Raw genomic sequence first — 21,022 nt, 5'->3', positions numbered from 1 at the left:
TTGCGGTATTCGATTTGTATACGATGAAGGAAGGCGCCGATGACTGAACCGCGCTTGCAGATGCTGGGCATCTCCAAGATCTATCCCTCGGTGGTGGCCAACGCCGATGTGAACCTGACTGTGATGCCGGGTGAGATCCACGCCGTGCTGGGCGAAAACGGCGCCGGCAAGAGCACGCTGATGAAGATCATCTACGGCGTGGTCAAGCCGGACGACGGCCAGATCATGTGGGAAGGCCGCCAGGTGCATATCAATTCGCCGCACGATGCGCGCAAGCTGGGTATCGGCATGGTGTTCCAGCACTTTGCGCTGTTCGAGACGCTGACCGTGGCCGAGAACATCGCGCTGGCGCTGGACGACAAGGTGTCGCCGGCCGCGCTGGCGCCGCGAATCAAGCAGGTCTCGGAACAATACGGCCTGCCGCTCGATCCGCAGCGACGGGTGCATAGCATGTCGGTCGGCGAGCGGCAGCGGGTGGAGATTGTGCGCTGCCTGCTGCAATCACCCAAGCTGCTGATCATGGACGAGCCGACGTCGGTATTGACGCCGGATGCGGTGCTCAAGCTGTTCGAGTCGCTGCGGCGGCTGGCGGCGGAAGGCGTCAGCATCCTGTATATCAGTCACAAGCTCGATGAGATCCAGACGCTGTGCGACAAGGCCACGGTGCTGCGCGCCGGCCGCGTGTCCGGCACCGCGCTGCCGAAGCAGGAAAGCGCAAAGTCGCTGGCGGAGTTGATGATCGGCCGCGAACTGCCAGTGTGCGTGCACCAGCCGCGCGAGCCGGGAGAAATCCGGCTGTCGCTGGAGCATCTGAATGTAGAGAGCAGCGATCCATTCGGCACGAGGCTAAAGGATATCAACCTGTCGCTGCGCAGCGGCGAGATTGTCGGCATCGCCGGCATTTCCGGCAACGGCCAGCAGGAGTTATTGAAAGTGATTTCCGGCGAGCGCACGCTGGGCATGCGCGAAGGGACGCTACGCCTTGTCACGCGGGATGTCGGCACGCTGGATGCCGCACAGCGCCGCCAGTTGGGTCTCGGCTTTGTGCCGGAGGAACGGCTGGGACGTGGCGCGGCGCCCGAGCTGTCGCTGGCCGATAACGCGCTGCTGACCGGTTACGTGCCGGCCGCCGCCACCGGCATGGTCAAACGCGGCCTGATACAGCGCGGCGCAGTGCGCGCGTTTGCGCAGCAGGTGATTGAGCGCTTCAAGGTCAAGTGCGGCGGCGCGCAGTCTGCGGCAGCCAGTCTGTCCGGCGGCAATCTGCAAAAATTCATCGTTGGCCGCGAGATCATGCTGGCGCCGAAGGTGATGGTGTTTGCGCAGCCCACGTGGGGCGTCGACATCGGCGCCGCCATGCTGATACGCCAGGCCATTATCGATATGCGCGACCAGGGCGTGGCGGTGCTGGTGCTGTCCGAGGAGCTGGACGAATTGTTCATGATGAGCGACCGCATCGCCGTGCTGGCCGATGGCCGGCTGTCGCGCGCGGTGCCGGCGGAAGCCACCAGCATCAACCAGATCGGCGTGTGGATGAGCGGCGATTTCGATTACCAAGGAGCAGAGCATGTCCCGGCTTGAACGACGTCCCGAACCCTCACGCCGCATGATGCTGGCATCGCCGTTAATTGCGGCGGTGGCGATGCTGTTTACCGGCTCGCTGCTGTTCTTCTTCATCGGCCAGGAGCCGCTGCATGCGTTCTACGTCTACTTCGTCAAGCCGTGGACCACCTTGTACAGCGTGGGCGAACTGCTGCTGAAGGCGACGCCGCTGATCCTGTGCGGCGTAGGCCTGGCGATCGGTTTCCGCGCCAACGTCAACAACATCGGCGCCGACGGCCAGCTAACCATCGGCGCGATCTGCGCCGGCGCGGTGGCGCTGTACTTCGACGAGGTGCAGGCCTGGTGGGTACTGCCCCTGATGCTGCTGGCCGGTGCGCTGGGCGGCATGCTGTGGGCGGCGATTCCGGCGCTGCTGCGCACACGCTTCAACACCAGCGAGATTCTCGTCAGCCTGATGCTGGTGTATGTGGCGTATCACTTGCTCAGCTACCTGGTGCACGGGCCGATGCGCGACCCGGCCGGCTTCAACTTCCCGCAATCGAAGATGTTCAGCGAGTCGGCCACCTTGCCGCTGCTGGTGGAGGGCTTGCGCGTCAACGCGGCCTTCATCCTGTCGCTGCTGGCGGCGGGGGCGGCGTGGTTCTTCTGCAAGCATACGTTTGCCGGCTACCGCATGCAGGTCAGCGGCATGGCGCCGGCGGCGGCGCTGTACGCCGGCTTCAGTGAACCGCGCAATGTGTGGTTGGCGTTTATGGTCAGCGGCGCGCTGGCCGGCATTGCCGGCGTGGGTGAAGTGGCGGGGCCGCTGGGGCAGTTGCAGCCGTCGGTGTCGCCGGGCTATGGCTTCGCCGCCATCATCGTTGCGTATGTGGGGCGCTTGCATCCGCTCGGCGTGGTGCTGTCTGCGGTGCTGATGTCGCTGCTGTACATCGGCGGCGAGACGGCGCAGATCGAGTTGCAGACGCCCTCCGCCATCACCGGCATCTTCCAGGGACTGCTGCTGTTTTACCTGCTGGCGGCAGACCTGTTCATTCACTATCGTATCAAGCCGCACAAGCGTGTGGCGGGAGTGCCGGCATGATGACCACTGAATTGTTGATCGCTTTCCTCGCCAGCACCGCCGGCGCGGCCACGCCGCTGGTGGTGGCATCGATGGGCGAGCTGGTGACCGAGCGTTCCGGCGTGCTCAATCTGGGCATGGAGGGCATGATGCTGATCGGCGCGGTAGTCGGCTTCGGCGTCACGCTGGGCACCGGCAGCATGATCGCCGGCTTGCTGGCTGCAGCAGCGGCAGGCATGTTGATGTCGCTGATCTTCGGGTTCCTGGTGCTGACGCTGCAAACCAACCAGGTGGCCACCGGCCTGGCGTTGACCTTGTTCGGCATCGGCGCTTCGGCCTTCATCGGCCAGGGCTTTGTTGGCCAGACAGTGGCGCCGATGCCGCACCTGCATTTCCCGCTGCTGTCGGAGATTCCGTTTATCGGGCCGCTGCTGTTCCGCTTTGATGCGATGGTGTATGCGTCGGTGGCGCTGGTGGTGGTGATCGGCTGGATGCTGGCGCGCACGCGGCTAGGCCTGATCATCCGCGCGGTGGGCGAGTCGCCGCACAGCGCGCACGCGATCGGCTTTCCGGTGATCGGCCTGCGTTATGGCACCGTGCTGTTTGGCGGGGCGCTGGCGGGACTGGGCGGCGCTTACCTGTCTCTGGCGCTGACGCCGATGTGGGTAGAGGGCATGACCGCAGGGCGTGGCTGGATCGCGCTGGCGCAGGTGGTGTTCGCGACCTGGAAGCCGCGCGGCGTGCTGGTTGGCGCGTATCTGTTTGGCGGCGTGACCATGCTGCAGTTCCACGGGCAGGGCATGGGGCTGGCAATTCCGTCGGAGTTTTTGTCGATGCTGCCGTACGTCGCCACTATTGTGGTGCTAGTGATTATCTGCCGCAATCCGCAGACAATCTTGCTGAATAAGCCAATGTCTTTGGGGCAGAATTTCAAACCTGACTAGTGCGCTGTGGTAGCACATAAAAAAATTTGGCGCAATGCGACAATTGGTGATTTTCCCAGCCGGCAAATGCTCTTATTCTTGACCTGATATCCTAGCCAAGGAGCGGTCATGCGAGTAAACAGTCCGGTCACCACCAATGAATACGTGATGGACGATGGCAAGACCATCGTCTCCAGCACCGATTTGCAGGGCAACATCAATTACGCCAATCCGTATTTCATTGAAGTCAGCGGCTTCACGGAAGAAGAGTTGATGGGGGCGCCGCAAAACATCGTGCGCCATCCGGACATGCCGGTCGAAGCCTTCGCCGACCTGTGGCACACCATCAAGGACGGCATGCCGTGGACTGGTCTGGTGAAGAACCGCTGCAAGAACGGCGACTACTACTGGGTGCTGGCCAACGTCACGCCGGTGATCGAAAACGGCAAGCCGGTCGGCTATCTGTCGGTGCGCACCAAACCGTCACGCGAGCAGGTGCGCGAGACGGATGCGGTGTACCGTGAAATCAAGAACGGCAATCCGCGCAAGCTGCGCATCGTCAAAGGGCGGGCGGTGTCGATCGGCGTGTTCGCGCAGTTGAAAGCGCTGACCGCGATGTCGCTGCCCACGCAGATTGCCGCAGCCACCACGCTGCTGGTCGGCGTGCTGGCTGCGCTGGCGCTGACGCTGCTGGTGATCGACGATGCTACCGCTGCCAAGGCGCATGGCTGGCTGGGCGGCGCGGCCATCGTGGCGATGCTGGGCATGCTGGTGTTCTGCCGTCACCTGTATGTCAACGTTGCGCTGCCGCTGCGGCGCGCCACCAAGGCCGCGCGCATGATGGCGGGCGGCGATCTGACGTCCACCATCGAGATCCAGCGCGACGACGAGGTCGGCCAGTTGCTGGCGGCGCTGCGGCAGACCAATATCAACCTGCACAGCATTATCGGCGACGTCCGCGCCAACTTCGACCAGATTTCGCTGGCCACTGATGAAATTGCCGATGGCAATATGGATTTGTCGGGCCGCACCGAGTCGCAGGCGTCCAGCCTGCAACAGACCGCGTCCAGCATGGAGCAGTTGACGGCCACAGTGCAGCAGAGCGCTACCAACGTCGCCAGCGCCAACGAGCTGGCCGAGCGCGCGCGCGAAGTGGCGACGCAGGGCGGCAGCATCGTCTCGCAGGTGGTGACGACCATGGGCGACATCAGCGCGTCGTCCAACAAGATCCTCGACATTATTGGCCTGATCGATGGCATCGCGTTCCAGACCAATATCCTCGCTTTGAATGCGGCGGTGGAAGCGGCGCGCGCCGGCGAACAGGGACGCGGCTTTGCCGTGGTGGCCAGCGAGGTGCGCGGTCTGGCGCAGCGTTCGGCGACGGCGGCCAAGGAAATCAAGGAGCTGATCGATACGTCGATTCAGAAAGTCGCGGCCGGCACCACGCTGACCAACAACGCCGGCGTCACCATGAACGAGGTGATCGAGTCGGTGGCCCGCGTGTCGCAAGTGATGGGCGAGATTTCCAATTCGACGCGCGAACAGAGTTCGGGCATCGGCCAGGTCAACGAGGCGGTGATCAAGATCGACGACATCACGCAGCAGAACGCGGCGCTGGTGGAGCAGGCCGCCGCTGCCGCCGGCAATCTGGCGCAGCAGGCGCGTTGCGTGTCGCAGGCGATGGCGGTGTTCAAGCTGCAGCAGGGGTCGGGCGCTGTGCGCGCTGCACGGCCACGGCCGGCTGGCGGGCTACCGCCGCCGCAGGTCAGCAGCAAGCCACGGTTGCAGCTGCATGCTTGATATCATATTGCCTTTAATGGGCAATATGGATGGCAGGCATGAAGGTGACGCTGGCAGGGCAGGGATGGACGTTTGAAGCGGACGCGCCGGAGACGGTGCTGCAAGCGGCCGACCGTGCCGGCATCCGTCTGCCCAGTTCGTGCCGCAATGGCACCTGCCGTACCTGCATCTGCCAGTCCACCAGCGGCACGGTGCGCTACAAGATCGACTGGCCGGGCTTGAGCCCGGATGAAAAACGCGAGGGCTACATCCTGCCCTGCGTGGCCATCGCCGAGACCGACCTGGTCATTCTGGCCCCCGCCGCCGGTAAGCTCCCGGTCCCACCCCGTACTGACGCTTGAAGGCGCGGTTGAACGCCGCCTCCGACTGATATCCCACCGCTTCACCGACCACGCCGGCCGGCTGGCCATCATCCAGCAGGCGGGCGGCGCGCGCCATGCGCAGTTGCGCCAGCACGTCGGCCGGCGTGGCGTTGGCGGCCTGCTTGAACAGGCGCGCAAAGGTGGCGCGCGACATATGGCTGGTATCGGCCAGCTCTTCCAAAGTCCATGGCTTTTCCGGCGCGGTCAGCATGCCGTTGAGGGCCGCTTGCAGGCGGCGTTCGGCCAGCACGCCGAACAGGCCGGGCACCGCCAGCGCCTGCTCCAGCCAGGTGCGGATCAACAGCGCGAACAGCGCCGATGCGAGTTGGCGGATGATGGCTTCCGAGCCGCCGCGTGGCGTTTCCGCTTCTTCTTGCAGCATGCGCAGCAGGTAGCGCAGGCTTTGCGCGTCCGGGCGGCCGGCGGTGTGCACCACCAGCACGTCCGGCAAGGCCGCCAGCAGGCCGGCGCTGCCGTCCGCATCAAAGCGGAATTCGCCGCATAGGATGTCGGTCTGCGGACCTTCACCGTCGTTGGCCAGGGAACGCAGCACGCCGGGCGCGCTGTGCGGGGCCGAGGCGTGCTGCGGATCGCCGATGTGCAGCCGGTGCGCGCGGCCGTGCGGGAAGACAATGATGTCGCCGGTTTGCAGCGTCTGGCCTTCGACCTGCGCTTCACCGCGCACAATCAGGTGGTAGGGAGCAACGCCGCGCGGCGTGCCTTCGTGGTCCAGTACCCATGGCGCGCCAAAGCGGCAACGGACGTCGAGCGCGGTGCGCACGGGGTACAGGGAGAGCAGGTGGCTGAGAGGATCCATAAGTAAGTGCTGAGACGATAGAGCAAATTATAGAGCATTTTAGGTATTCAACATCGCATCCGCAAGGCATAAACTGTTTCTCATACCAACCGACTTTGAAAGGAAACACATCATGTCCCGTCTGTTCACCCAACCTGTCTCGGAAGCCACCGGCCAAGCTGCCCAACTGTTCACCGCCATCAAAGGCGCCATCGGCAAGGTGCCGAATGCCTATGCCGCCGTCGGCAGCAATAGCCCGGTGGCGCTGGAAGCCGCGTTGAACCTGGATGGCGCGCTGCGTAAAGGCAGCCTGAGCGCGAAAGAAATCGAAGTGGTCAAGCTGGCCGTCAGCCAGGATGCCAAGTGTGACTACTGCCTGGCCGCGCACACGCTGATGGGCGGCAAGGCCGGCCTGAGCGCCGATGCCATCAAGGCCGTGCGCTACGGCCAGGACAGCGGCGACGCGCGCCTGAACGCGCTGGCCACGTTCGTGCACAGTGTGGTGACAACCAGTGGCGATGTGCCGGGTGAAGTGGTGTCGGCAGTCAAGGCCGCCGGCTACAGCGATGCGCAGATTGTCGACACGCTGCTGGCGATCACGTCGATTACGTTCACCAACCTGTTCAACCGGGTCAACGTGACGGAAATCGACTTCCCGCGCGCTGCTTAATCTTCATCCCCGCGCTTGCGGAGGCGTTGCAATAGCGCCTCCGTGGTCTCGCTGAGCGGCACGCCGTGCCGTCTCAGCAGCTGGATATTCAGCACCATGTTTTCCAGCACCAGCTTGGCCGCCACGGCCAGCAGCGTCAGGTGTTTGTCTTCGTCGCTGAAGCTTTCCATCGCCTCGGCCATCTCGCACAGATGGTTGGAGATCAGTCCGCGCAAATCGTGTTCTTCAAAGGGCAGGTCGGCGAAGTCGATCGGATCTTCCTTCTCCACTTCCTGCATCAGCAGTTCCAGTTCTTGCGGCGTAATCGACATGCAGGACTCCATTGGTTGCGGCAATTTCATTTTAGCGCCAATCGGCATAGAATCAGTGCGCATGGCGCATCTCATCTTTACACAACAATTAGGGCGCTTCATGACCGTGCCGCAGGTGGAGACCGATGCGGCCGATCTTCGCAGCGCCCTGGACGCTTGCTTTGCCGACCACCCACGGCTGCGCGGCTACGTGCTCGACGAGCAGGGACACCTGCGCGAGAACGTGGTGATCTTCATTGACGGCCAGCGCGCCCGCGATTCCCGCCGGCTGGATGATGCGCTGGCGCCACAATCCCAAGTCTATATTCTGCAAGCTTTGTCAGGAGGCTGACCATGTCCGACCGTGCCTACATCGCCACCCGCAAGGGCCTGTTTGAAGCCTACCGCACGCACGAGGCGTGGCGGCTGGACCGGCAGCATTTTCTCGGCGATCCGGTATCGATCGTGCTGCCGGACCGGCGCGACGGCACGCTGTACGCGGCGCTGCACCTGGGCCACTTCGGCGCCAAGCTGCACCGGCGCGATGCCGGCAGCGCCGACTGGGTTGAGGTGGCGGCGCCGGCGTTTCCGGAAAAGCCGGCCGGCAGCAGCGATCCGGTCGAGTGGAAGGTGCGCATGATCTGGTCGCTGGCGGCGGGCGGTCCGGACCAGCCGGGCGTGCTGTGGGCCGGTACCTTGCCGGGCGGCCTGTTCCGCTCGGAGGATCGCGGCGACAGCTGGCAGTTGGTAGACGGCTTGTGGAACGTGCCGGAGCGCGCGCAGTGGATGGGCGGCGGCTACGATGTGCCGGGCATCCACAGCATCTGCGTCGATCCGCGCGATAGCCAGTGGGTGCTGGTGGGCGTGTCCTGCGGCGGTGCCTGGCTGACCGAGGATGGCGGCGCCAGCTGGTCGCTGCGCGCCAGGGGCATGGTGGCCAGCTATATGCCGCCCGAGTTGCAGGAGTCGCAGGCGATCCAGGACCCGCACCGCATCGTGCGCTGCGCGGGCGAGCCGGACAAGCTGTGGTGCCAGCATCACAATGGCATCTGGCGCAGCGTCGACAATGGCGCGCTGTGGACCGAGGTGAAGCCGGCGGCGCCGGTGTCGAATTTCGGTTTCGTCACCGCCGTGCATCCGCGCGATGGCGAGACGGCGTGGTTTGTGCCGGCCGAGGCGGACAGCAAGCGGATTCCGCCGCACGGTTCGCTGGCAGTCACGCGCACCACCGACGGCGGCCGGCATTTCACCGCCTGGCGCGGCGGCTTGCCGCATGAGCATTGCTATGACCTGGTGTACCGGCATGGGCTGGCGGTCAGCGACGACGGCCAGATTTTGCTGATGGGTTCGACCACCGGCGGCGCCTGGGTGTCGGAAGATGGCGGCGGGCAGTGGCAGACAATCTCTACCCATCTGCCGCCGATTTATTCAGTGGCGTTCGCCTAGTCTTCAGCCAGCATAAGCCAGGAACATCTCGACGGTGGTTTCGACCACCTGGCGCTGTGTTTTCTCGTCCAATGGCGGCTGGTTCAGCGTGACTTGCGGCCAGAAGGCGAAGGTTTTTAAATTCCCCTGCAACATTTGCGAGGCCAGCACCGGATCGGCGCGGGTCAGCTTGCCGTCGGCCTGCGCAGCGCGCAGCCAGGTGGTGACCGCTTCTTCCTTCACACTCAGCCGCGCCACCATTTCCTGCGCCCGCTCGGGCGAGTGGATGGCTTCGGCTATCGCCACCCGCGCCAAGTCGAGGAAATAGCCATCTTGCAGCCCCGCCATCTTTTTGCTCAGCAAATCCAGTAATTGCGCGCGCAGCGGCTTTGCCGGGTCGTAGGGCGGTGGCGGCATCGACGCAATACTGGTCCATAACTCATGCAATATTTGCGCGAACAGTTCGTCTTTACTGGGGAAGTGGTTGTAAACGGTGCGCTTGGAGACCCCGGCCGAGGCTGCGATCTTGTCCATGCTAGTGGATTCGAAGCCGGTCGAGCGGAACTCGCCGATAGCGGCATCGACAATCGCCTGGCGTTTGCGGTCGGTTAATTTGAGGGGCGCGTTCATGGCTTTATTTTACACCGGCTAGTTTACTTTTCAAAAAATCGGAACTACACTGTGTAGTGTACATTTTAATTCGCAGGAGTGCCATCATGACTTTTCCATCGACCGCAGATAGCCTGGACAACCTGTCCGTGCCGAGTGCGCCGCGCGCGCGCAACGGCCGTTTCCGCAATCCGGTCAAGATGCACAAGATGGGCTTCCTCAAGACGCTGGGCATCATGCTGCGCTTTGCTTTCGACAAGCCGAAAGACACGGTGCCCACACTCCCGATTCCCGTTCACGCGATCACGCAGCAGCAATTATTGGCTGCTCCGGATCGCAGCCTGTTCCGTCTCGGTCACTCGACGGTGCTGCTCAAGCTCAATGGCAATTTCTGGCTGACCGACCCGGTGTTTTCCGAGCGCGCGTCACCGGTGCAGTGGGCCGGGCCGCAGCGCTTCCACCAGCCGCCGATCAGCATCGACGACCTGCCGCCAATCAAGGGCGTGATCCTGTCGCATGACCATTACGACCATCTGGACTATGCAGCGGTGAAAAAGCTGGCCGGCAAGACCGAGCATTTCATCACCACGCTGGGCGTGGGCGACCGTTTGATCTCGTGGGGCATTCCGGCCAAGAAGGTGCAGCAGCTGAGCTGGTGGCAGAGCACTTACGTCGCCGGCCTGAAGCTGGTGGCGACGCCGGCCCAGCATTTCTCCGGCCGTGGTCTGGGCGACCGCAACAAGACTTTGTGGGCATCTTTTGTGATTGAAGACCGCGATGTTCGAATCTTTTTCAGCGGCGATAGCGGCTATTTCGACGGTTTTAAAGAAATCGGCCGCCGCTACGGCCCGTTCGACCTGACCATGGTGGAAACCGGCGCCTACGATCCGCAATGGCCGGACGTGCACATGCAGCCGGAGGAATCCTTGCAAGCGCACATCGATTTGCAGGGTAAGGTGCTGCTGCCGATTCATAACGGCACCTTCGATCTGTCGCTGCACGCGTGGCACGATCCGTTCGACCGCATCACCCAGCTGGCCGAAGAGCGCCGTCTGCCGATCGCCACGCCGGAAATCGGCCAGGCGATGGATATCCAGCAGCCGCATGCCGAGGTCAAATGGTGGGAACCGCTGGCGCAGCAGGAAGCCGCGCTCGAGGCTGCGCGCGCCTGATCAGGCGGTAACGTTGATGAACTTGCCGATGGTCTGCCCCAGCGTATTGACCTGAGGCTTGGGTGCGACCAGATCCGCCGGCAGCTGCTGTTCGGCACGCGGTGGATTTTCGATGGCGCTGGTGAGATTGACGGTGGGCAGCGGCTTTTGCGTTGCTTGCGTAGCCTGATTGCTGTCCCGTTGATTGTCGGACAGCGTCTGCTTGTCCTTATTGAGTTGATCGCGGCTGGCATCCAGCCGGTCGGCGTCTTCGCTCACGCGCACCTGATCGCGCTGTACCTGCCTTTCAGCCTGGACAACCGATGCTTGCAGCGCGTTGATGGAGGACAGTGAGGCCACGTTTCTTTTCGCTTATGCAGAATACGGACACGTTTCTTGTAGATTAGACCATGAAAATAAAAAAGGCAAGGCCAACAGCGCCTTGCCTGAAGAGGGACATTACCTGATCAGAAGCGGTACAGCAGCGACGCTTCCCAGGTGCGGCCGAACAGTGGACGCGCGTTGATCGGGCCGCTGCCGCCGGTGGTCAGGCGCGAGTTGCCTTCAGTCAGGCCCAGCTCGTTGTTGAGGTTGGTGCCAGCCAGGCGCACTTCGATTTTTTCACCCAGCGAGAACAGCACGCCAGCGTCGATGGTGCGGTAGGACGGCAGGTATTGCGTATTCAGCTGATCCGCCCAACGCTCGCCGATCGAGGTGTAGGTGGCGTACAGCTTGGCCGAGTTGCCGTCGCCGAAAGGAATGCGGTAGGTCGGCGTGAAGCGGAATTGCAGCTTCGGCTGGCGCTGCACGACTTTGCCGGCGGTGTCCGGATTGTCCTTGTACTCGGACTTCTGGTAATCGCCGGTCAGCGACAGTTGCAGGTTTTCAATCGGGCGCACCGCCACTTCAAATTCCACGCCATTGCCTTTGGAGCCGCTGATGCGGTGCAGCTCGGTGCCGTCGGTGAGGATCTGGGTGAACGCGATACCGTCAAAATCGGTGTGGAAGGCGTTGATATACGCGGTGTACAGCTGCGTTGCCGTCTTGAAGCCGATTTCGTACTGGCTGACTTTAGGCGTCGGCAGCACGCTGCGGTCGTTGGCGGCTGCTTGCGTACCGGCGCCACGGATATCGTCAAACGACACGAAGGTGTGGCCGCGGTTGGCGCGCACGAACACCGAGCTGTTGGCCGCCAGCTTGTAATTGCCGCCCAGCGTGAAGGAGTTGGCGCTGTCGGTGCGGCTCAGGTAGGTGTTGGAACCGTTCGGCATCGAGGTGCCGTTGTTGTACACGGTCAGCACGTTGCCATCGGTATCGCCCGAGCTCAGGTTGGAGATGGTGCCGCTGATCTTCTGCTGCTCGTGGCGGACGCCGGCATCGACCTTGATCTTGTCGTTGATCTGCCACTCGTCCGAGACGAAACCAGCCGTGTTGCGGCCGTCATACGAGGCCACCGGCGCAAAGTTGACCGGGCCGTCGGTGCCGTTTTTCGACACGATCACGCCGTTGTTCAGGGTGACATTGATCAGGCTGGCTTGCGACTGCGCCGTCATCAGGTGGCTGTTACCCAGGTACCAGACGTCATGCGACGAGTAATCGGCAAAGTAGCCGCCCACGGTCAGGGTGTTGCCTTTGAAGAGTTCCTTGCTGACATGCAGTTCGTCGGTGAACGACTTCAGTTGCTTCTCCACCGCCCACAGGCCGGCTTGCACCACCTGCTGGTTGCCAGCCACTGCGCCGCCGTGCACATACGATGCCGTGCCCGAGGTCGCCACGCCGCCGGCTGCCGCTACTACCGCCGGGTTGCTGTTGGCCGAGGCAATCGCCTGGCTGATGTAGTCGCTCATCGACAGCGGGTTGTTACCGGTGAACATGGCGATGGTGTTGAGGTCGCCATCAAAGCGGTTGAACTTGTTCGATACGCTCCAGTCGCCGATCTTCTGGTCGAAGTTGGCGCCGAATACGGTGGCTTTCAGGCCACGGCCGTCGCCCAGGTCCTTGGTCAGCGTCTTGCCGGGCGCGGCTTCGATGGTGAAGTTGCGCATTTCGCCGCTCATCAGGGTGCCGGTCAGCGGATCGAAGCCGGGGAAGGCGCTGATGGTGTGGCCGTTGTTGCTGGAGATCAGTGGCACGCCGGTGTAGAAGGCGTTCTTGTCGTCGGTGCTGCGCGCATACAGGGTCAGCTTGCCCTGGTCGAGATTGCGGGTCAGCGTGGCGGTGATCTGGTGGCCATCGTCGGCCGGGAAGCCGGCGTCGCGCACGCCGTCGGTCTTGCGGTAGAATCCGCCGACCGAGCCGTACCAGCCATCGCTGATCTTGCCGCCGTAGTACATATCGACGCGGCGCAGGCTGCCGGTGCCGGTGGTGAAGCGCACCGTGCCTTCCGGCGTGTCGCTGCCTTCTTTGAGGATGAAGTTCATGGTGGCGCCCGGCTGGCCGTTGGACCAGATGGTCGACGGACCGCCGCGCAGCACTTCGACGCGCTCGACGGTGTCGTCCAGGCGGAAGGCCGACGAGCCTTCAAAGAACGACAGCGTCGGCGGCGGGAAGATCGGGTTGCCCATCATTTGCACCGACACGAACGGCGAATCGGAACCGGACGGGAAGCCGCGCACCTCGATGTTGGCGCCGGACTGGCCACCGGTCGATTCGGCATACACACCCGGCACGATTTTCATGATGTCGGCGGTGCTGCTCGGGGCGGCCTGTTTCAGCTGCTCTTCGTTGGCGGTGGTGATGGAGAAGGCCGAGTCGACCTTGCGCACGCCGCGCGCCGAGGCGACGCCGGTAACGACAACTTGCTGGATTTCCTTGGAAACTTCTTTGGACGGCTCGGGGGCAGTGGCTTCGGCAGTCTGGGCCTGGGCGGTCTGGTTGACCAGGATGAGGACGGCGGCCGCGATGGCCGATGGCAGGAACGGGTTTTTCATCGTGTCTCTTCTTTCTTATAGGATGTTTCGTCTCCGGAGACAGCGTTCCGCCATCGCCGATTTAGCCATTGAAACAAGAAATGTTATCGATGTCAATTGAAATGTTATCGATGTCATTTTCCGCGACAAACGAAATTTTTCTGTCATAATGCGTCCGCACTCCCGCTTTTTTACCTAAAAACAACGATGCCCGCAAAGAAGACTGTAGCCACCACGCTGACGATGGAAGACCTGGCCAAGCTGGCCGGCGTGTCCAAGATCACCGTCTCGCGGGCGTTGCGGGATAGTCCGCTGGTGACGGTCGAGACGCGAGAGAAAATCCGCGCGCTGGCCGAGCAGCAGGGCTATCGCCTGAACGTCAGTGCGCGCAACCTGCGCATGGGCCGCAGTTATTCGGTGGCGGTTGTGGTGGAAATGACACCGGTGCGTGGCCGGCCGATGTCCGACCCGTATCCGCTGGAGCTGTTGGGCGGCATTACGCAGGAGCTGACCACGGCCGGCTACAGTGTTGTTTTAACGTCCAAGCAGCTGATGAACACGGCGCCGGTGATGGGCGCCGACGGCCTGATCCTGCTGGGCCAGGGTTCGCACGGCGAGGCGGTGCGCACGGTGCAGCAGACCGGCATGCCGCTGGTGGTGTGGGGCGCGCCGCAGCCGGGCAGCGACTACATCGTGGTCGGCTCGGACAACCGCAAGGGCGGCATCAGCGCGGCCGAGCGCTTCATCGCGCAGGGCCGGCAGAAGCTGGTGTTCCTGGGCGACGTCGACCACGCCGAGGTGCAGGAACGCTGCGCCGGCTTCATCGACGCCATGGGCGGCGCGGCCATGGTGCACATTATCCGGCCGAAGGCGTTCACCTTCGAGGCAGGCTTCGACAGCATTTCCGCGCTGCTGAAGAAGAAGGGCGCGTCGTTCGACGGCGTGTTTGCCGCCAGTGACTTGCTGGCCATGGGCGCGATCCGCGCGCTGGCCGAGAAGAATTTGCGGGTGCCGGAGAATGTCTCCGTCATCGGCTACGACGATACGCCCGGCGCGGCCAGTTTCGTGCCGCCGCTGACCAGCGTGCACCAGTATCTGCGCGATGGCGGCGTATTGTTGGCCAAGAAGATGTTGGGCCTGATCGAAGGCCAGCCGGTCGCTTCTGAAATGCTGCCGACCACGCTGATGGTACGCCAGACCTAGTTTTTCCCCGAAATCGCCAAAAAAACCTTAAAAAACGGCGTATTTTGAAATTCAAACCGCTTTGAATCGCTTTTCTAAGGAATTCGCTGTGCAAGAACACACTTATCCTCTTGAAGCCTGGTGCATCCGCGAGACCAGCTTTGATACCGACTCCCACTTCCTCGATGAGACGCTGTTCGCGCTGGGGAATGGCTATATCGGCCTGCGCGGCACCGGCGAAGAGGGCTACAGCGGTCCGGCCGGCACGTCGCTGGATGGCACTTACCTGAACGGCTTCTACGAATCGGAGCCGATCGTCTATCCGGAAGCGGCTTACGGCCTGGCCAAGGTCAACCAGTTCATGCTGAATGTGCCGAACGCGAAAGGCATCGAGCTGTGGCTGGACGGCGAGCGTTTCAACCTGCTGACCGGTTCCGTGCAGACCTATGAGCGGGTGCTGGACTTCCGCACCGGCCTTCTGACGCGCGTGGTGGAGTGGACTTCGCCGCAAGGCCGCAGTGTGCGCGTACGCAGCCGCCGCATGGTCAGCTTCGAGAACAAGCACCTGTTTGCGATTGAACTGGAAGTGACGCCGCTGAGCGACATCGATAATCTGCGCCTGGTGTCGGCGCTGGATGGCGCGGTGAAGAACCTGGAAGCGGGCGACGATCCGCGTGTGGGCTCGGCGATTTCCGGCCCGACGCTGCACATGATCGACAGCGAACAGTCGGACAGCTTCGCGGCGCTGGTGCAGAAGACCCACAACAGCGGCTTCACGCTGATCAGCGCCACCGAGTCGGTGCTGAGCGCCGGCCTGCCGGCGGTGACCGCGCAGGAAGGCCAGCGCCTGACGCAAAGCTGGACGCTGGCGGCGCGCGCCGGCCAGCCGGTCACGCTGACCAAGTACGGCAGCTACTACTCGTCGCGCGACTACGATGCCAAAGAGCTGATGTGGCGCAGCAAGGACACGCTGTCCAGCGCCGCCGCCGCAGGCTTCGACGCGCTGCGCCTGGCGCAGGAGCAGTACCTGGCCGATTTCTGGCAGCAGGCCGACGTGCAGATCGCCGGCGACGACGCGCTCCAGCAAGGCATGCACTTCAACCAGTTCCACCTGCTGCAATCGGTGGGCCGCGACGGCAGGACCAATATCTCCGCCAAGGGCGTGACGGGCGAAGGCTACGAAGGCCACTATTTCTGGGACACGGAAATCTACATCTTCCCGTTCTTCCTGTATTCCAAGCCGGAGATTGCGCGCAAGCTGCTGGAGTACCGCTACGCCGGCCTGCCGAAAGCGCGTGAGCGCGCGCGCCAGATGTCGCATGACAAAGGTGCGCTGTACCCGTGGCGCACCATCGCCGGCGAGGAATGCTCGGCTTATTTCCCGGCCGGCACCGCGCAGTATCACATCAACGCCGATATCGCCTACTCGATCAAGACCTATATGGAAGCGACCAACGATCAGGAGTATCTGATCCAGGCCGGCGCCGAGATCGTGATGGAGACGGCGCGCATCTGGACCGGCATCGGTTCCTATGACCGCGAGGGCCGCTTCTGCATCAACCAGGTCACCGGCCCGGATGAATACACGGCGCTGGTCAACAACAACTACTACACCAACGCGATGGCGCAGATGCACTTGAACTTTGCAGCGTCCATCGCCGAGCAGTTGCAGGTGGAAGCGCCGGCCGAATTCACGCGCATCGCCGCCGCCATGGCGCTGGATGCGAACGAGCCGGCCGCCTGGCGCCGCGCCGCGTCGCTGATGAATCTTCCGTACGACGACGCACTGCAAATCCACGCGCAGGATGATAGCTTCCTGTCGAAGAAGGTGTGGGACTTCGCCAATACGCCGAAGGAGAACTATCCGCTGCTGCTGAATTACCACCCGATGGTGATCTACCGCCATCAGGTCTGCAAGCAGGCGGACGTGGTGCTGGCGGCGCTGCTGCTCAGCGACCAGTTCTCGCTGGACGACAAGCGCCGCGACTTCGATTACTACGAGGCGGTGACCACGCACGACTCGTCGCTGTCGACCTGCATCTTCAGCATCATCGCGGCGGAAGTGGGCTATGAAGACAAGGCCTACGACTACTTCATGGAGACCGCACGCCTCGATCTGGACGACACGCACGGCAACACGCACTACGGTGTGCACACGGCGGCGATGGCCGGCACCTGGATGGGCGTGGCCTACGGCTTCGCCGGCATGCGGGTGGTGGGCGGCGAACTGCACTTCGCGCCGAAGCTGCCGAAGCAGTGGCAGCACTACACCTTCAAGATCCACTTCCGCGGCGCGCTGCTGGAAGTGCACGTGCAACCGGGCCAGGTGGAATATCGCCTGCTGCAAGGCGAGGTTCTGGACTTTACCCATGGCGGCGAAGCGGTCGCACTGACCCTGTCGCAACCCAAGCAATCGAGGAGTTTGGCATGAGCCGTTTTAAAGCAGTCATATTCGATCTGGATGGCGTGATCACCGATACCGCCCACTACCACTATCTGGCATGGAAGGAGCTGGCGGAATCGCAGGGCGTCCACTTCGACCACGAGTTCAATGAGCGGCTGAAGGGCATCGACCGCATGGGATCCCTGGACCTGATCCTGGCGTCGGCCGCGCGTCAGCGCCAGTACACGCCGGAAGAAAAGCTGGCGCTGGCGGACACCAAGAACAAGCACTATCAGGAACTGATTTCGACCATGTCGTCCAAGGATCTGCTGCCTGGCGCGGTGGAGGCGCTGGACACGGTGCGCCGCGCTGGTTTGCGCATCGGCCTGGCCTCGGTCAGCAAGAACGCCTTTACGGTGCTGGAGCGCCTGGGCATCACCGATAAATTCGACTACGTGGTGGATGCCGCCACCATCGCGCGCGGCAAGCCGGACCCGGAGATTTTCCTCAAGGCGGCGCGGGAACTGGGCGTGGCGCCGGCAGATTGTCTCGGCGTGGAAGACGCGGTGGCCGGCGTGACGGCCATCAAGGCGGCAGGCATGTTCGCGCTGGGGATAGGCCATCCCTTCGTGCTGACCGAAGCGGATGTGGTGATTACAAGTCTCAAAGAATTCAACCTCGCCGCTTACTAAAATAAAAACGCCGGAGACAAGCAGCATGAAGAACAACAAAATACTATTTGCGCTATTCCTGATCTACTTTGTTTTCGCCATCCTGCTGAACAGCGTGGGCACGGTGATCCTGCAGGTGATCAGCAACTACGGCGTGAGCAAGTCCGCCGCCAGCGTGCTGGAAGGCTTCAAGGATCTGCCGATTGCGGTGGTGTCCTTTCTGGTGGCGTCGTTCCTGCCGCGCGTGGGCTACAAGAAGGCGATGCTGATTGGCCTGGCCATCGTCACTTTCGCCTGCGTGGCCATGCCGCTGCTGCCGTCGTTTGCCACCACCAAGGCGCTGTTCTTCTGCGTTGGCGTGTCGTTCGCGCTGGTGAAGGTGTCGGTGTATTCGACCCTGGGCCTGATCACCGCCGACCGCAAGCAGCACGCCAGCACCATGAATTTGCTGGAGGGCTTCTTCATGCTCGGCGTGTTGAGCGCCTACTGGGTGTTTGGCTACTTCATCGACTCGCACAATCCGCAATCGCAAAGCTGGCTGCAAACCTACTGGGTGCTGGCGGTGCTGTGCGCGGCGACCTTCCTGCTGATTCTATCGACGCCGTTTAACGAAGCGCCGGCGGCGCTGCCGGAAAATCGCGGCATCGCGCAGGACTTCGCATCGATGCTCAAACTGTTCATCAAGCCGCTGGTGTGCGTGTTCATCATCACCGCCTTCCTGTATGTGCTGATCGAGCAAAGCATCGGTACCTGGCTGCCGACGTTTAACAACGAAATCCTCAAGCTGCCGGCAGCCATGAGCGTGGAAGTGACCAGTATCTTCGCCGCCTGCCTGGCTGTTGGGCGTCTGTCGGCCGGCGTGTTGATGCGCAAATTGAACTGGTATCCGGTGATGAACGGCTGCGTGCTGGGCATGGGCGCCACGGTGCTGCTGGCGCTGCCGTTGACGCATGATGTGGTGGCCAATCCAGGCATCACCTGGGCCACCGCGCCGCTGGCGACTTTCCTGTTCCCGCTGATTGGCCTGTTCATGGCGCCGATTTACCCTGGTATCAATTCGGTGATGCTCAGTTCTTTGCCGAAGAACCAGCACTCGGCCATGACCGGCCTGCTGGTGATTTTTTCGGCACTGGGCGGCACCACCGGTTCGCTGATTACTGGTTACGTGTTCGGTAACTTCAGCGGTCACTTTGCGTTTTACCTGACGCTGGTGCCGATCACGATTGTGCTGGTGATGTTGTATTTCTTCAAAAAGGCAGTCGATGATGGTGGCGGTGGGTTCGACGCCACCGCTATAATCAGCGGTCAACATTAAGAAAAAGTCTATGAACCTCGCGCACCTGGCAAATCACCTTGGCATGTCCAAGACCACGGTGAGCCGGGCGTTAAACGGTTACCCCGAAGTCAATGTGCGGACCCGCGAGCGGGTGCTGAAGGCGGCCAAGGAGGTCGGCTACCAGCCGAATCCGATGGCGCGTTCGCTGGCGCTGGGGCGCACCAATGTCTTCGGCATCATCTATCCGCTGCTGCCGACGGACCTGGGCGATCCGATGTTCCTCGACGTGGTGGCCGGTATGTCGGCCGCGCTGGAAGCGGTCAACAAGAACCTGATCATCGCGCCGGTGTCGCCGGCGGCGGAGCAGCCGTCGTACCAGCAGATTGTGCGTGGACGGCGGGTCGATGGCCTGGTGGTGGGGCGCACGCTGGTACGCGATGAACGTATCGCGTTTCTCAGCAAAGCCAAGTTCCCGTTTGTCGCGCATGGCCGCACGGAGTTGAATGTGCCGTATGCGTGGTTCGACTATGACAACGAGTCCGGCGTGCGCATCGCCATGGAGCGCTTGCTGGGATTGGGCCACCAGCGCGTGGCGCTCATCAGCGCGCCGCTGGAATTGAATTTCGCGCGGCAGCGCAAGGACAGCTTTGTCACCGCGCTGTCGGTGGCCGGCCTGGCGGCCGATCCGCGCTACCTGATCGACAACACGCTGGACCGCCGCAGCGGCTACCAGGCCATGCAGCAGCTGCTGGCCTGCTCGCCGCGTCCGACGGCGGTCATCGTCGACAACCATCTGTCCGGCGTCGGCGCGGTGCGCGCCTTGCTGGACGCGGGCGTGGAGATCGGCAAGGAGATGTCGGTCATAGTCTGGGGCAGCATGGCCGACACCCTGGCCGGCGCCCACGTCACCACCATCGACCAGCCCGACCCGCGCCAAGCCGGCGCCCGCATGGTCGAGATGCTGCTGTCCCTCATCGACGGTACCCCCGCCAGCGACTTGCACGAACTGTGGCAGCCCGTGTTGTTAGAAGGCGCTACTGTGGGCCGGATCACCGATAACCGGTAATTGATAGGGTAGAGTGGCGGTATCGCCACTTCTACGGGCTTGCGCATGAAACCTCTTCTGGCTTATGGCTCCATTTTGCTGCTGCTAGGCGGCTGTGCGAGTACGCCGTCTGTGCGCACGGTGCAGGTGCTGGAAAATACCGGTACCGAGTTTCCGACCATGTGCATGCTATTGCAGTCGGATGGCAGCCTGCAGTTCAAGGGCGGCTTCGATTTTTATAATCCGAGCAGCTGGCGCCGCGAGGGCGATGTGCTGGTCATTACCGTCGGCGGCAAGGCGCCGTTCCCTGCGGACCTGTACAAGGAACAGTTGCCCAAACACGTCGGCGGCCTGACCGGCTACAACGCACAGCGTCGCGAAATTACCTACCGTTTCGGCGCAGCGACCGAATTTCTCAACTTCGATAATTTCTATTTCTATCGCGCCGAGCGCTGTCACGCTCAGTAAATCTGCTGCTGAATCGCGGCGGCTTCGATTTCAAACAGCATGCCATCCAGCGCCAGTCGCGGCACGGGAATCAGCGTGCAGGCCGGTGCCGGATGGTCGCCCCACATCGCGCGCAAGGCCTTGCTGAAGATGGCGAGACGCGCCTCGCTATGATCGACAATCAACGCCGTCACCTTGGCTACCTCGGTATGCGCGGCGCCCGCAGCGGCCAGCGCGGTGTGCAGATTGCGCAGCGCCTGGTCGACTTGCGCGCCAAAGTCTTCTGATAAGTCGCCATTCGCGTTCTCGCCTCCTTGCCCTGCGATGTAGATGATGCGCGCCGGCGCATCGGCCACCACGACATGGCTGTAGCCATTGGGACGGGGATCGTACAAACCTTCTGGGTTAATGAATTTCATGATGTCCTTTGTGCAGTCAGTGTGGGGACACTATAGAATCT

The 21,022-nt window shown here is 62.6% G+C and carries 21 protein-coding genes; 15 read left to right on the top strand and 6 right to left on the bottom strand.

Going from position 1 to position 21,022, the window contains the following annotated elements; translation table 11 throughout:
- Positions 1 to 39 precede the first annotated feature (39 nt).
- The 5 genes from GTP69_RS11435 (at position 40) to GTP69_RS11415 (ending at position 5,687) form a co-directional block, all read left to right on the top strand.
- Positions 40 to 1,581 carry an ABC transporter ATP-binding protein gene (locus GTP69_RS11435; RefSeq protein WP_161055024.1) on the top strand — a complete coding sequence of 514 codons (1,542 nt, stop codon included), beginning with the start codon at positions 40 to 42 and terminating at the stop codon, positions 1,579 to 1,581.
- A complete protein-coding gene (locus GTP69_RS11430) occupies positions 1,568 to 2,644 on the top strand; it encodes an ABC transporter permease (protein WP_229260903.1) in 1,077 nt (358 codons plus the stop codon). Before GTP69_RS11435 ends, GTP69_RS11430 begins: the two co-directional genes overlap by 14 nt.
- Positions 2,641 to 3,567, top strand: a complete 927-nt coding sequence (locus GTP69_RS11425) for an ABC transporter permease (protein WP_161055023.1) — start codon at positions 2,641 to 2,643, stop codon at positions 3,565 to 3,567. The genes GTP69_RS11430 and GTP69_RS11425 overlap by 4 nt, the downstream gene beginning before the upstream one ends.
- Before the next feature lie 108 nt (positions 3,568 to 3,675).
- Entirely contained in the window at positions 3,676 to 5,346 is a 1,671-nt protein-coding gene (locus tag GTP69_RS11420) for a methyl-accepting chemotaxis protein (RefSeq protein ID WP_161055022.1), read from the top strand.
- A 29-nt stretch (positions 5,347 to 5,375) separates the two neighbouring features.
- A complete protein-coding gene (locus tag GTP69_RS11415) occupies positions 5,376 to 5,687 on the top strand; it encodes a 2Fe-2S iron-sulfur cluster-binding protein (RefSeq protein ID WP_161055021.1) in 312 nt (103 codons plus the stop codon).
- Here the strand turns inward: GTP69_RS11415 and GTP69_RS11410 are convergent.
- Positions 5,632 to 6,525 (bottom strand): AraC family transcriptional regulator, encoded by an 894-nt coding sequence (locus GTP69_RS11410; protein WP_161055020.1) that lies wholly within the window; start codon positions 6,523 to 6,525, stop codon positions 5,632 to 5,634. The two genes, GTP69_RS11415 and GTP69_RS11410, sit on opposite strands and share 56 nt — an antisense overlap.
- Before the next feature lie 112 nt (positions 6,526 to 6,637).
- Between GTP69_RS11410 and GTP69_RS11405 the strand changes: the two genes are divergently transcribed.
- Positions 6,638 to 7,174: a carboxymuconolactone decarboxylase family protein gene (locus tag GTP69_RS11405; protein ID WP_161055019.1), complete on the top strand. Its 537-nt coding sequence runs from the start codon at positions 6,638 to 6,640 to the stop codon at positions 7,172 to 7,174.
- Here the strand turns inward: GTP69_RS11405 and GTP69_RS11400 are convergent.
- Positions 7,171 to 7,485 (bottom strand): hypothetical protein, encoded by a 315-nt coding sequence (locus GTP69_RS11400; protein ID WP_161055018.1) that lies wholly within the window; start codon positions 7,483 to 7,485, stop codon positions 7,171 to 7,173. The genes GTP69_RS11405 and GTP69_RS11400 overlap by 4 nt on opposite strands.
- Before the next feature lie 61 nt (positions 7,486 to 7,546).
- On the opposite strand from GTP69_RS11400, the gene GTP69_RS11395 reads away from it, so the two are divergent.
- Positions 7,547 to 7,816: a MoaD/ThiS family protein gene (locus GTP69_RS11395; protein WP_161055088.1), complete on the top strand. Its 270-nt coding sequence runs from the start codon at positions 7,547 to 7,549 to the stop codon at positions 7,814 to 7,816.
- 2 nt (positions 7,817 to 7,818) lie between these two features.
- Positions 7,819 to 8,910 carry a WD40/YVTN/BNR-like repeat-containing protein gene (locus tag GTP69_RS11390; RefSeq protein WP_161055017.1) on the top strand — a complete coding sequence of 364 codons (1,092 nt, stop codon included), beginning with the start codon at positions 7,819 to 7,821 and terminating at the stop codon, positions 8,908 to 8,910.
- Between the two features lie 3 nt (positions 8,911 to 8,913).
- Here GTP69_RS11390 and GTP69_RS11385 read toward each other — a convergent pair whose 3' ends face one another.
- Complete coding sequence (locus tag GTP69_RS11385) at positions 8,914 to 9,519, bottom strand: TetR/AcrR family transcriptional regulator (RefSeq protein WP_161055016.1); 606 nt, start codon at positions 9,517 to 9,519, stop codon at positions 8,914 to 8,916.
- Positions 9,520 to 9,605: 86 nt separating this feature from the next.
- On the opposite strand from GTP69_RS11385, the gene GTP69_RS11380 reads away from it, so the two are divergent.
- A complete protein-coding gene (locus GTP69_RS11380) occupies positions 9,606 to 10,670 on the top strand; it encodes an MBL fold metallo-hydrolase (RefSeq protein WP_161055015.1) in 1,065 nt (354 codons plus the stop codon).
- On the opposite strand, the gene GTP69_RS11375 is transcribed toward GTP69_RS11380, so the two are convergent.
- Both GTP69_RS11375 and GTP69_RS11370 read right to left on the bottom strand, forming a co-directional pair.
- The gene (locus GTP69_RS11375; RefSeq protein WP_161055014.1) at positions 10,671 to 11,009 is read right to left on the bottom strand and encodes a hypothetical protein; all 339 of its coding nucleotides are present in this window, start codon (positions 11,007 to 11,009) and stop codon (positions 10,671 to 10,673) included. It lies immediately after the preceding gene.
- 107 nt (positions 11,010 to 11,116) lie between these two features.
- A complete protein-coding gene (locus GTP69_RS11370) occupies positions 11,117 to 13,579 on the bottom strand; it encodes a TonB-dependent receptor (protein ID WP_161055013.1) in 2,463 nt (820 codons plus the stop codon).
- A 186-nt stretch (positions 13,580 to 13,765) separates the two neighbouring features.
- Here GTP69_RS11370 and GTP69_RS11365 point away from each other — a divergent pair, with 186 nt between their 5' ends.
- The 6 genes from GTP69_RS11365 to GTP69_RS11340 all read left to right on the top strand — a co-directional run bounded on the left by GTP69_RS11365 (position 13,766) and on the right by GTP69_RS11340 (position 20,583).
- Positions 13,766 to 14,761: a LacI family DNA-binding transcriptional regulator gene (locus GTP69_RS11365; RefSeq protein ID WP_161055012.1), complete on the top strand. Its 996-nt coding sequence runs from the start codon at positions 13,766 to 13,768 to the stop codon at positions 14,759 to 14,761.
- An 88-nt stretch (positions 14,762 to 14,849) separates the two neighbouring features.
- On the top strand, positions 14,850 to 17,171 hold the full coding sequence (locus GTP69_RS11360) for a glycoside hydrolase family 65 protein (protein WP_371867901.1): 2,322 nt from the start codon (positions 14,850 to 14,852) through the stop codon (positions 17,169 to 17,171).
- Positions 17,168 to 17,815: a beta-phosphoglucomutase gene (pgmB, locus tag GTP69_RS11355; RefSeq protein WP_161055010.1), complete on the top strand. Its 648-nt coding sequence runs from the start codon at positions 17,168 to 17,170 to the stop codon at positions 17,813 to 17,815. Before GTP69_RS11360 ends, pgmB begins: the two co-directional genes overlap by 4 nt.
- Before the next feature lie 25 nt (positions 17,816 to 17,840).
- Positions 17,841 to 19,109, top strand: a complete 1,269-nt coding sequence (locus tag GTP69_RS11350; protein ID WP_161055009.1) for an MFS transporter — start codon at positions 17,841 to 17,843, stop codon at positions 19,107 to 19,109.
- A 10-nt stretch (positions 19,110 to 19,119) separates the two neighbouring features.
- Positions 19,120 to 20,136 carry a substrate-binding domain-containing protein gene (locus GTP69_RS11345; RefSeq protein WP_161055008.1) on the top strand — a complete coding sequence of 339 codons (1,017 nt, stop codon included), beginning with the start codon at positions 19,120 to 19,122 and terminating at the stop codon, positions 20,134 to 20,136.
- 45 nt (positions 20,137 to 20,181) lie between these two features.
- On the top strand, positions 20,182 to 20,583 hold the full coding sequence (locus GTP69_RS11340; protein ID WP_161055007.1) for a hypothetical protein: 402 nt from the start codon (positions 20,182 to 20,184) through the stop codon (positions 20,581 to 20,583).
- Here the strand turns inward: GTP69_RS11340 and GTP69_RS11335 are convergent.
- A complete protein-coding gene (locus GTP69_RS11335) occupies positions 20,577 to 20,981 on the bottom strand; it encodes a RidA family protein (RefSeq protein ID WP_161055006.1) in 405 nt (134 codons plus the stop codon). The two genes, GTP69_RS11340 and GTP69_RS11335, sit on opposite strands and share 7 nt — an antisense overlap.
- Positions 20,982 to 21,022 lie beyond the last annotated feature (41 nt).

This window comes from Duganella levis, assembly GCF_009857605.1.
In the GTDB taxonomy this organism is placed as follows: Bacteria; Pseudomonadota; Gammaproteobacteria; order Burkholderiales; family Burkholderiaceae_D; genus Rugamonas; species Rugamonas levis.
This window is presented reverse-complemented; position numbering and strand designations above follow the sequence as displayed.

Coding starts and splice junctions, on each gene's coding strand:
- GTP69_RS11435 (WP_161055024.1), top strand. CDS start 40: ATGACTGAACCGCGCTTGCAGATGCTGGGCATCTCCAAGATCTATCCC.
- GTP69_RS11430 (WP_229260903.1), top strand. CDS start 1,568: ATGTCCCGGCTTGAACGACGTCCCGAACCCTCACGCCGCATGATGCTG.
- GTP69_RS11425 (WP_161055023.1), top strand. CDS start 2,641: ATGATGACCACTGAATTGTTGATCGCTTTCCTCGCCAGCACCGCCGGC.
- GTP69_RS11420 (WP_161055022.1), top strand. CDS start 3,676: ATGCGAGTAAACAGTCCGGTCACCACCAATGAATACGTGATGGACGAT.
- GTP69_RS11415 (WP_161055021.1), top strand. CDS start 5,376: ATGGCAGGCATGAAGGTGACGCTGGCAGGGCAGGGATGGACGTTTGAA.
- GTP69_RS11410 (WP_161055020.1), bottom strand. CDS start 6,525: ATGGATCCTCTCAGCCACCTGCTCTCCCTGTACCCCGTGCGCACCGCG.
- GTP69_RS11405 (WP_161055019.1), top strand. CDS start 6,638: ATGTCCCGTCTGTTCACCCAACCTGTCTCGGAAGCCACCGGCCAAGCT.
- GTP69_RS11400 (WP_161055018.1), bottom strand. CDS start 7,485: ATGTCGATTACGCCGCAAGAACTGGAACTGCTGATGCAGGAAGTGGAG.
- GTP69_RS11395 (WP_161055088.1), top strand. CDS start 7,547: ATGGCGCATCTCATCTTTACACAACAATTAGGGCGCTTCATGACCGTG.
- GTP69_RS11390 (WP_161055017.1), top strand. CDS start 7,819: ATGTCCGACCGTGCCTACATCGCCACCCGCAAGGGCCTGTTTGAAGCC.
- GTP69_RS11385 (WP_161055016.1), bottom strand. CDS start 9,519: ATGAACGCGCCCCTCAAATTAACCGACCGCAAACGCCAGGCGATTGTC.
- GTP69_RS11380 (WP_161055015.1), top strand. CDS start 9,606: ATGACTTTTCCATCGACCGCAGATAGCCTGGACAACCTGTCCGTGCCG.
- GTP69_RS11370 (WP_161055013.1), bottom strand. CDS start 13,579: ATGAAAAACCCGTTCCTGCCATCGGCCATCGCGGCCGCCGTCCTCATC.
- GTP69_RS11365 (WP_161055012.1), top strand. CDS start 13,766: ATGCCCGCAAAGAAGACTGTAGCCACCACGCTGACGATGGAAGACCTG.
- pgmB (WP_161055010.1), top strand. CDS start 17,168: ATGAGCCGTTTTAAAGCAGTCATATTCGATCTGGATGGCGTGATCACC.
- GTP69_RS11350 (WP_161055009.1), top strand. CDS start 17,841: ATGAAGAACAACAAAATACTATTTGCGCTATTCCTGATCTACTTTGTT.
- GTP69_RS11345 (WP_161055008.1), top strand. CDS start 19,120: ATGAACCTCGCGCACCTGGCAAATCACCTTGGCATGTCCAAGACCACG.
- GTP69_RS11340 (WP_161055007.1), top strand. CDS start 20,182: ATGAAACCTCTTCTGGCTTATGGCTCCATTTTGCTGCTGCTAGGCGGC.
- GTP69_RS11335 (WP_161055006.1), bottom strand. CDS start 20,981: ATGAAATTCATTAACCCAGAAGGTTTGTACGATCCCCGTCCCAATGGC.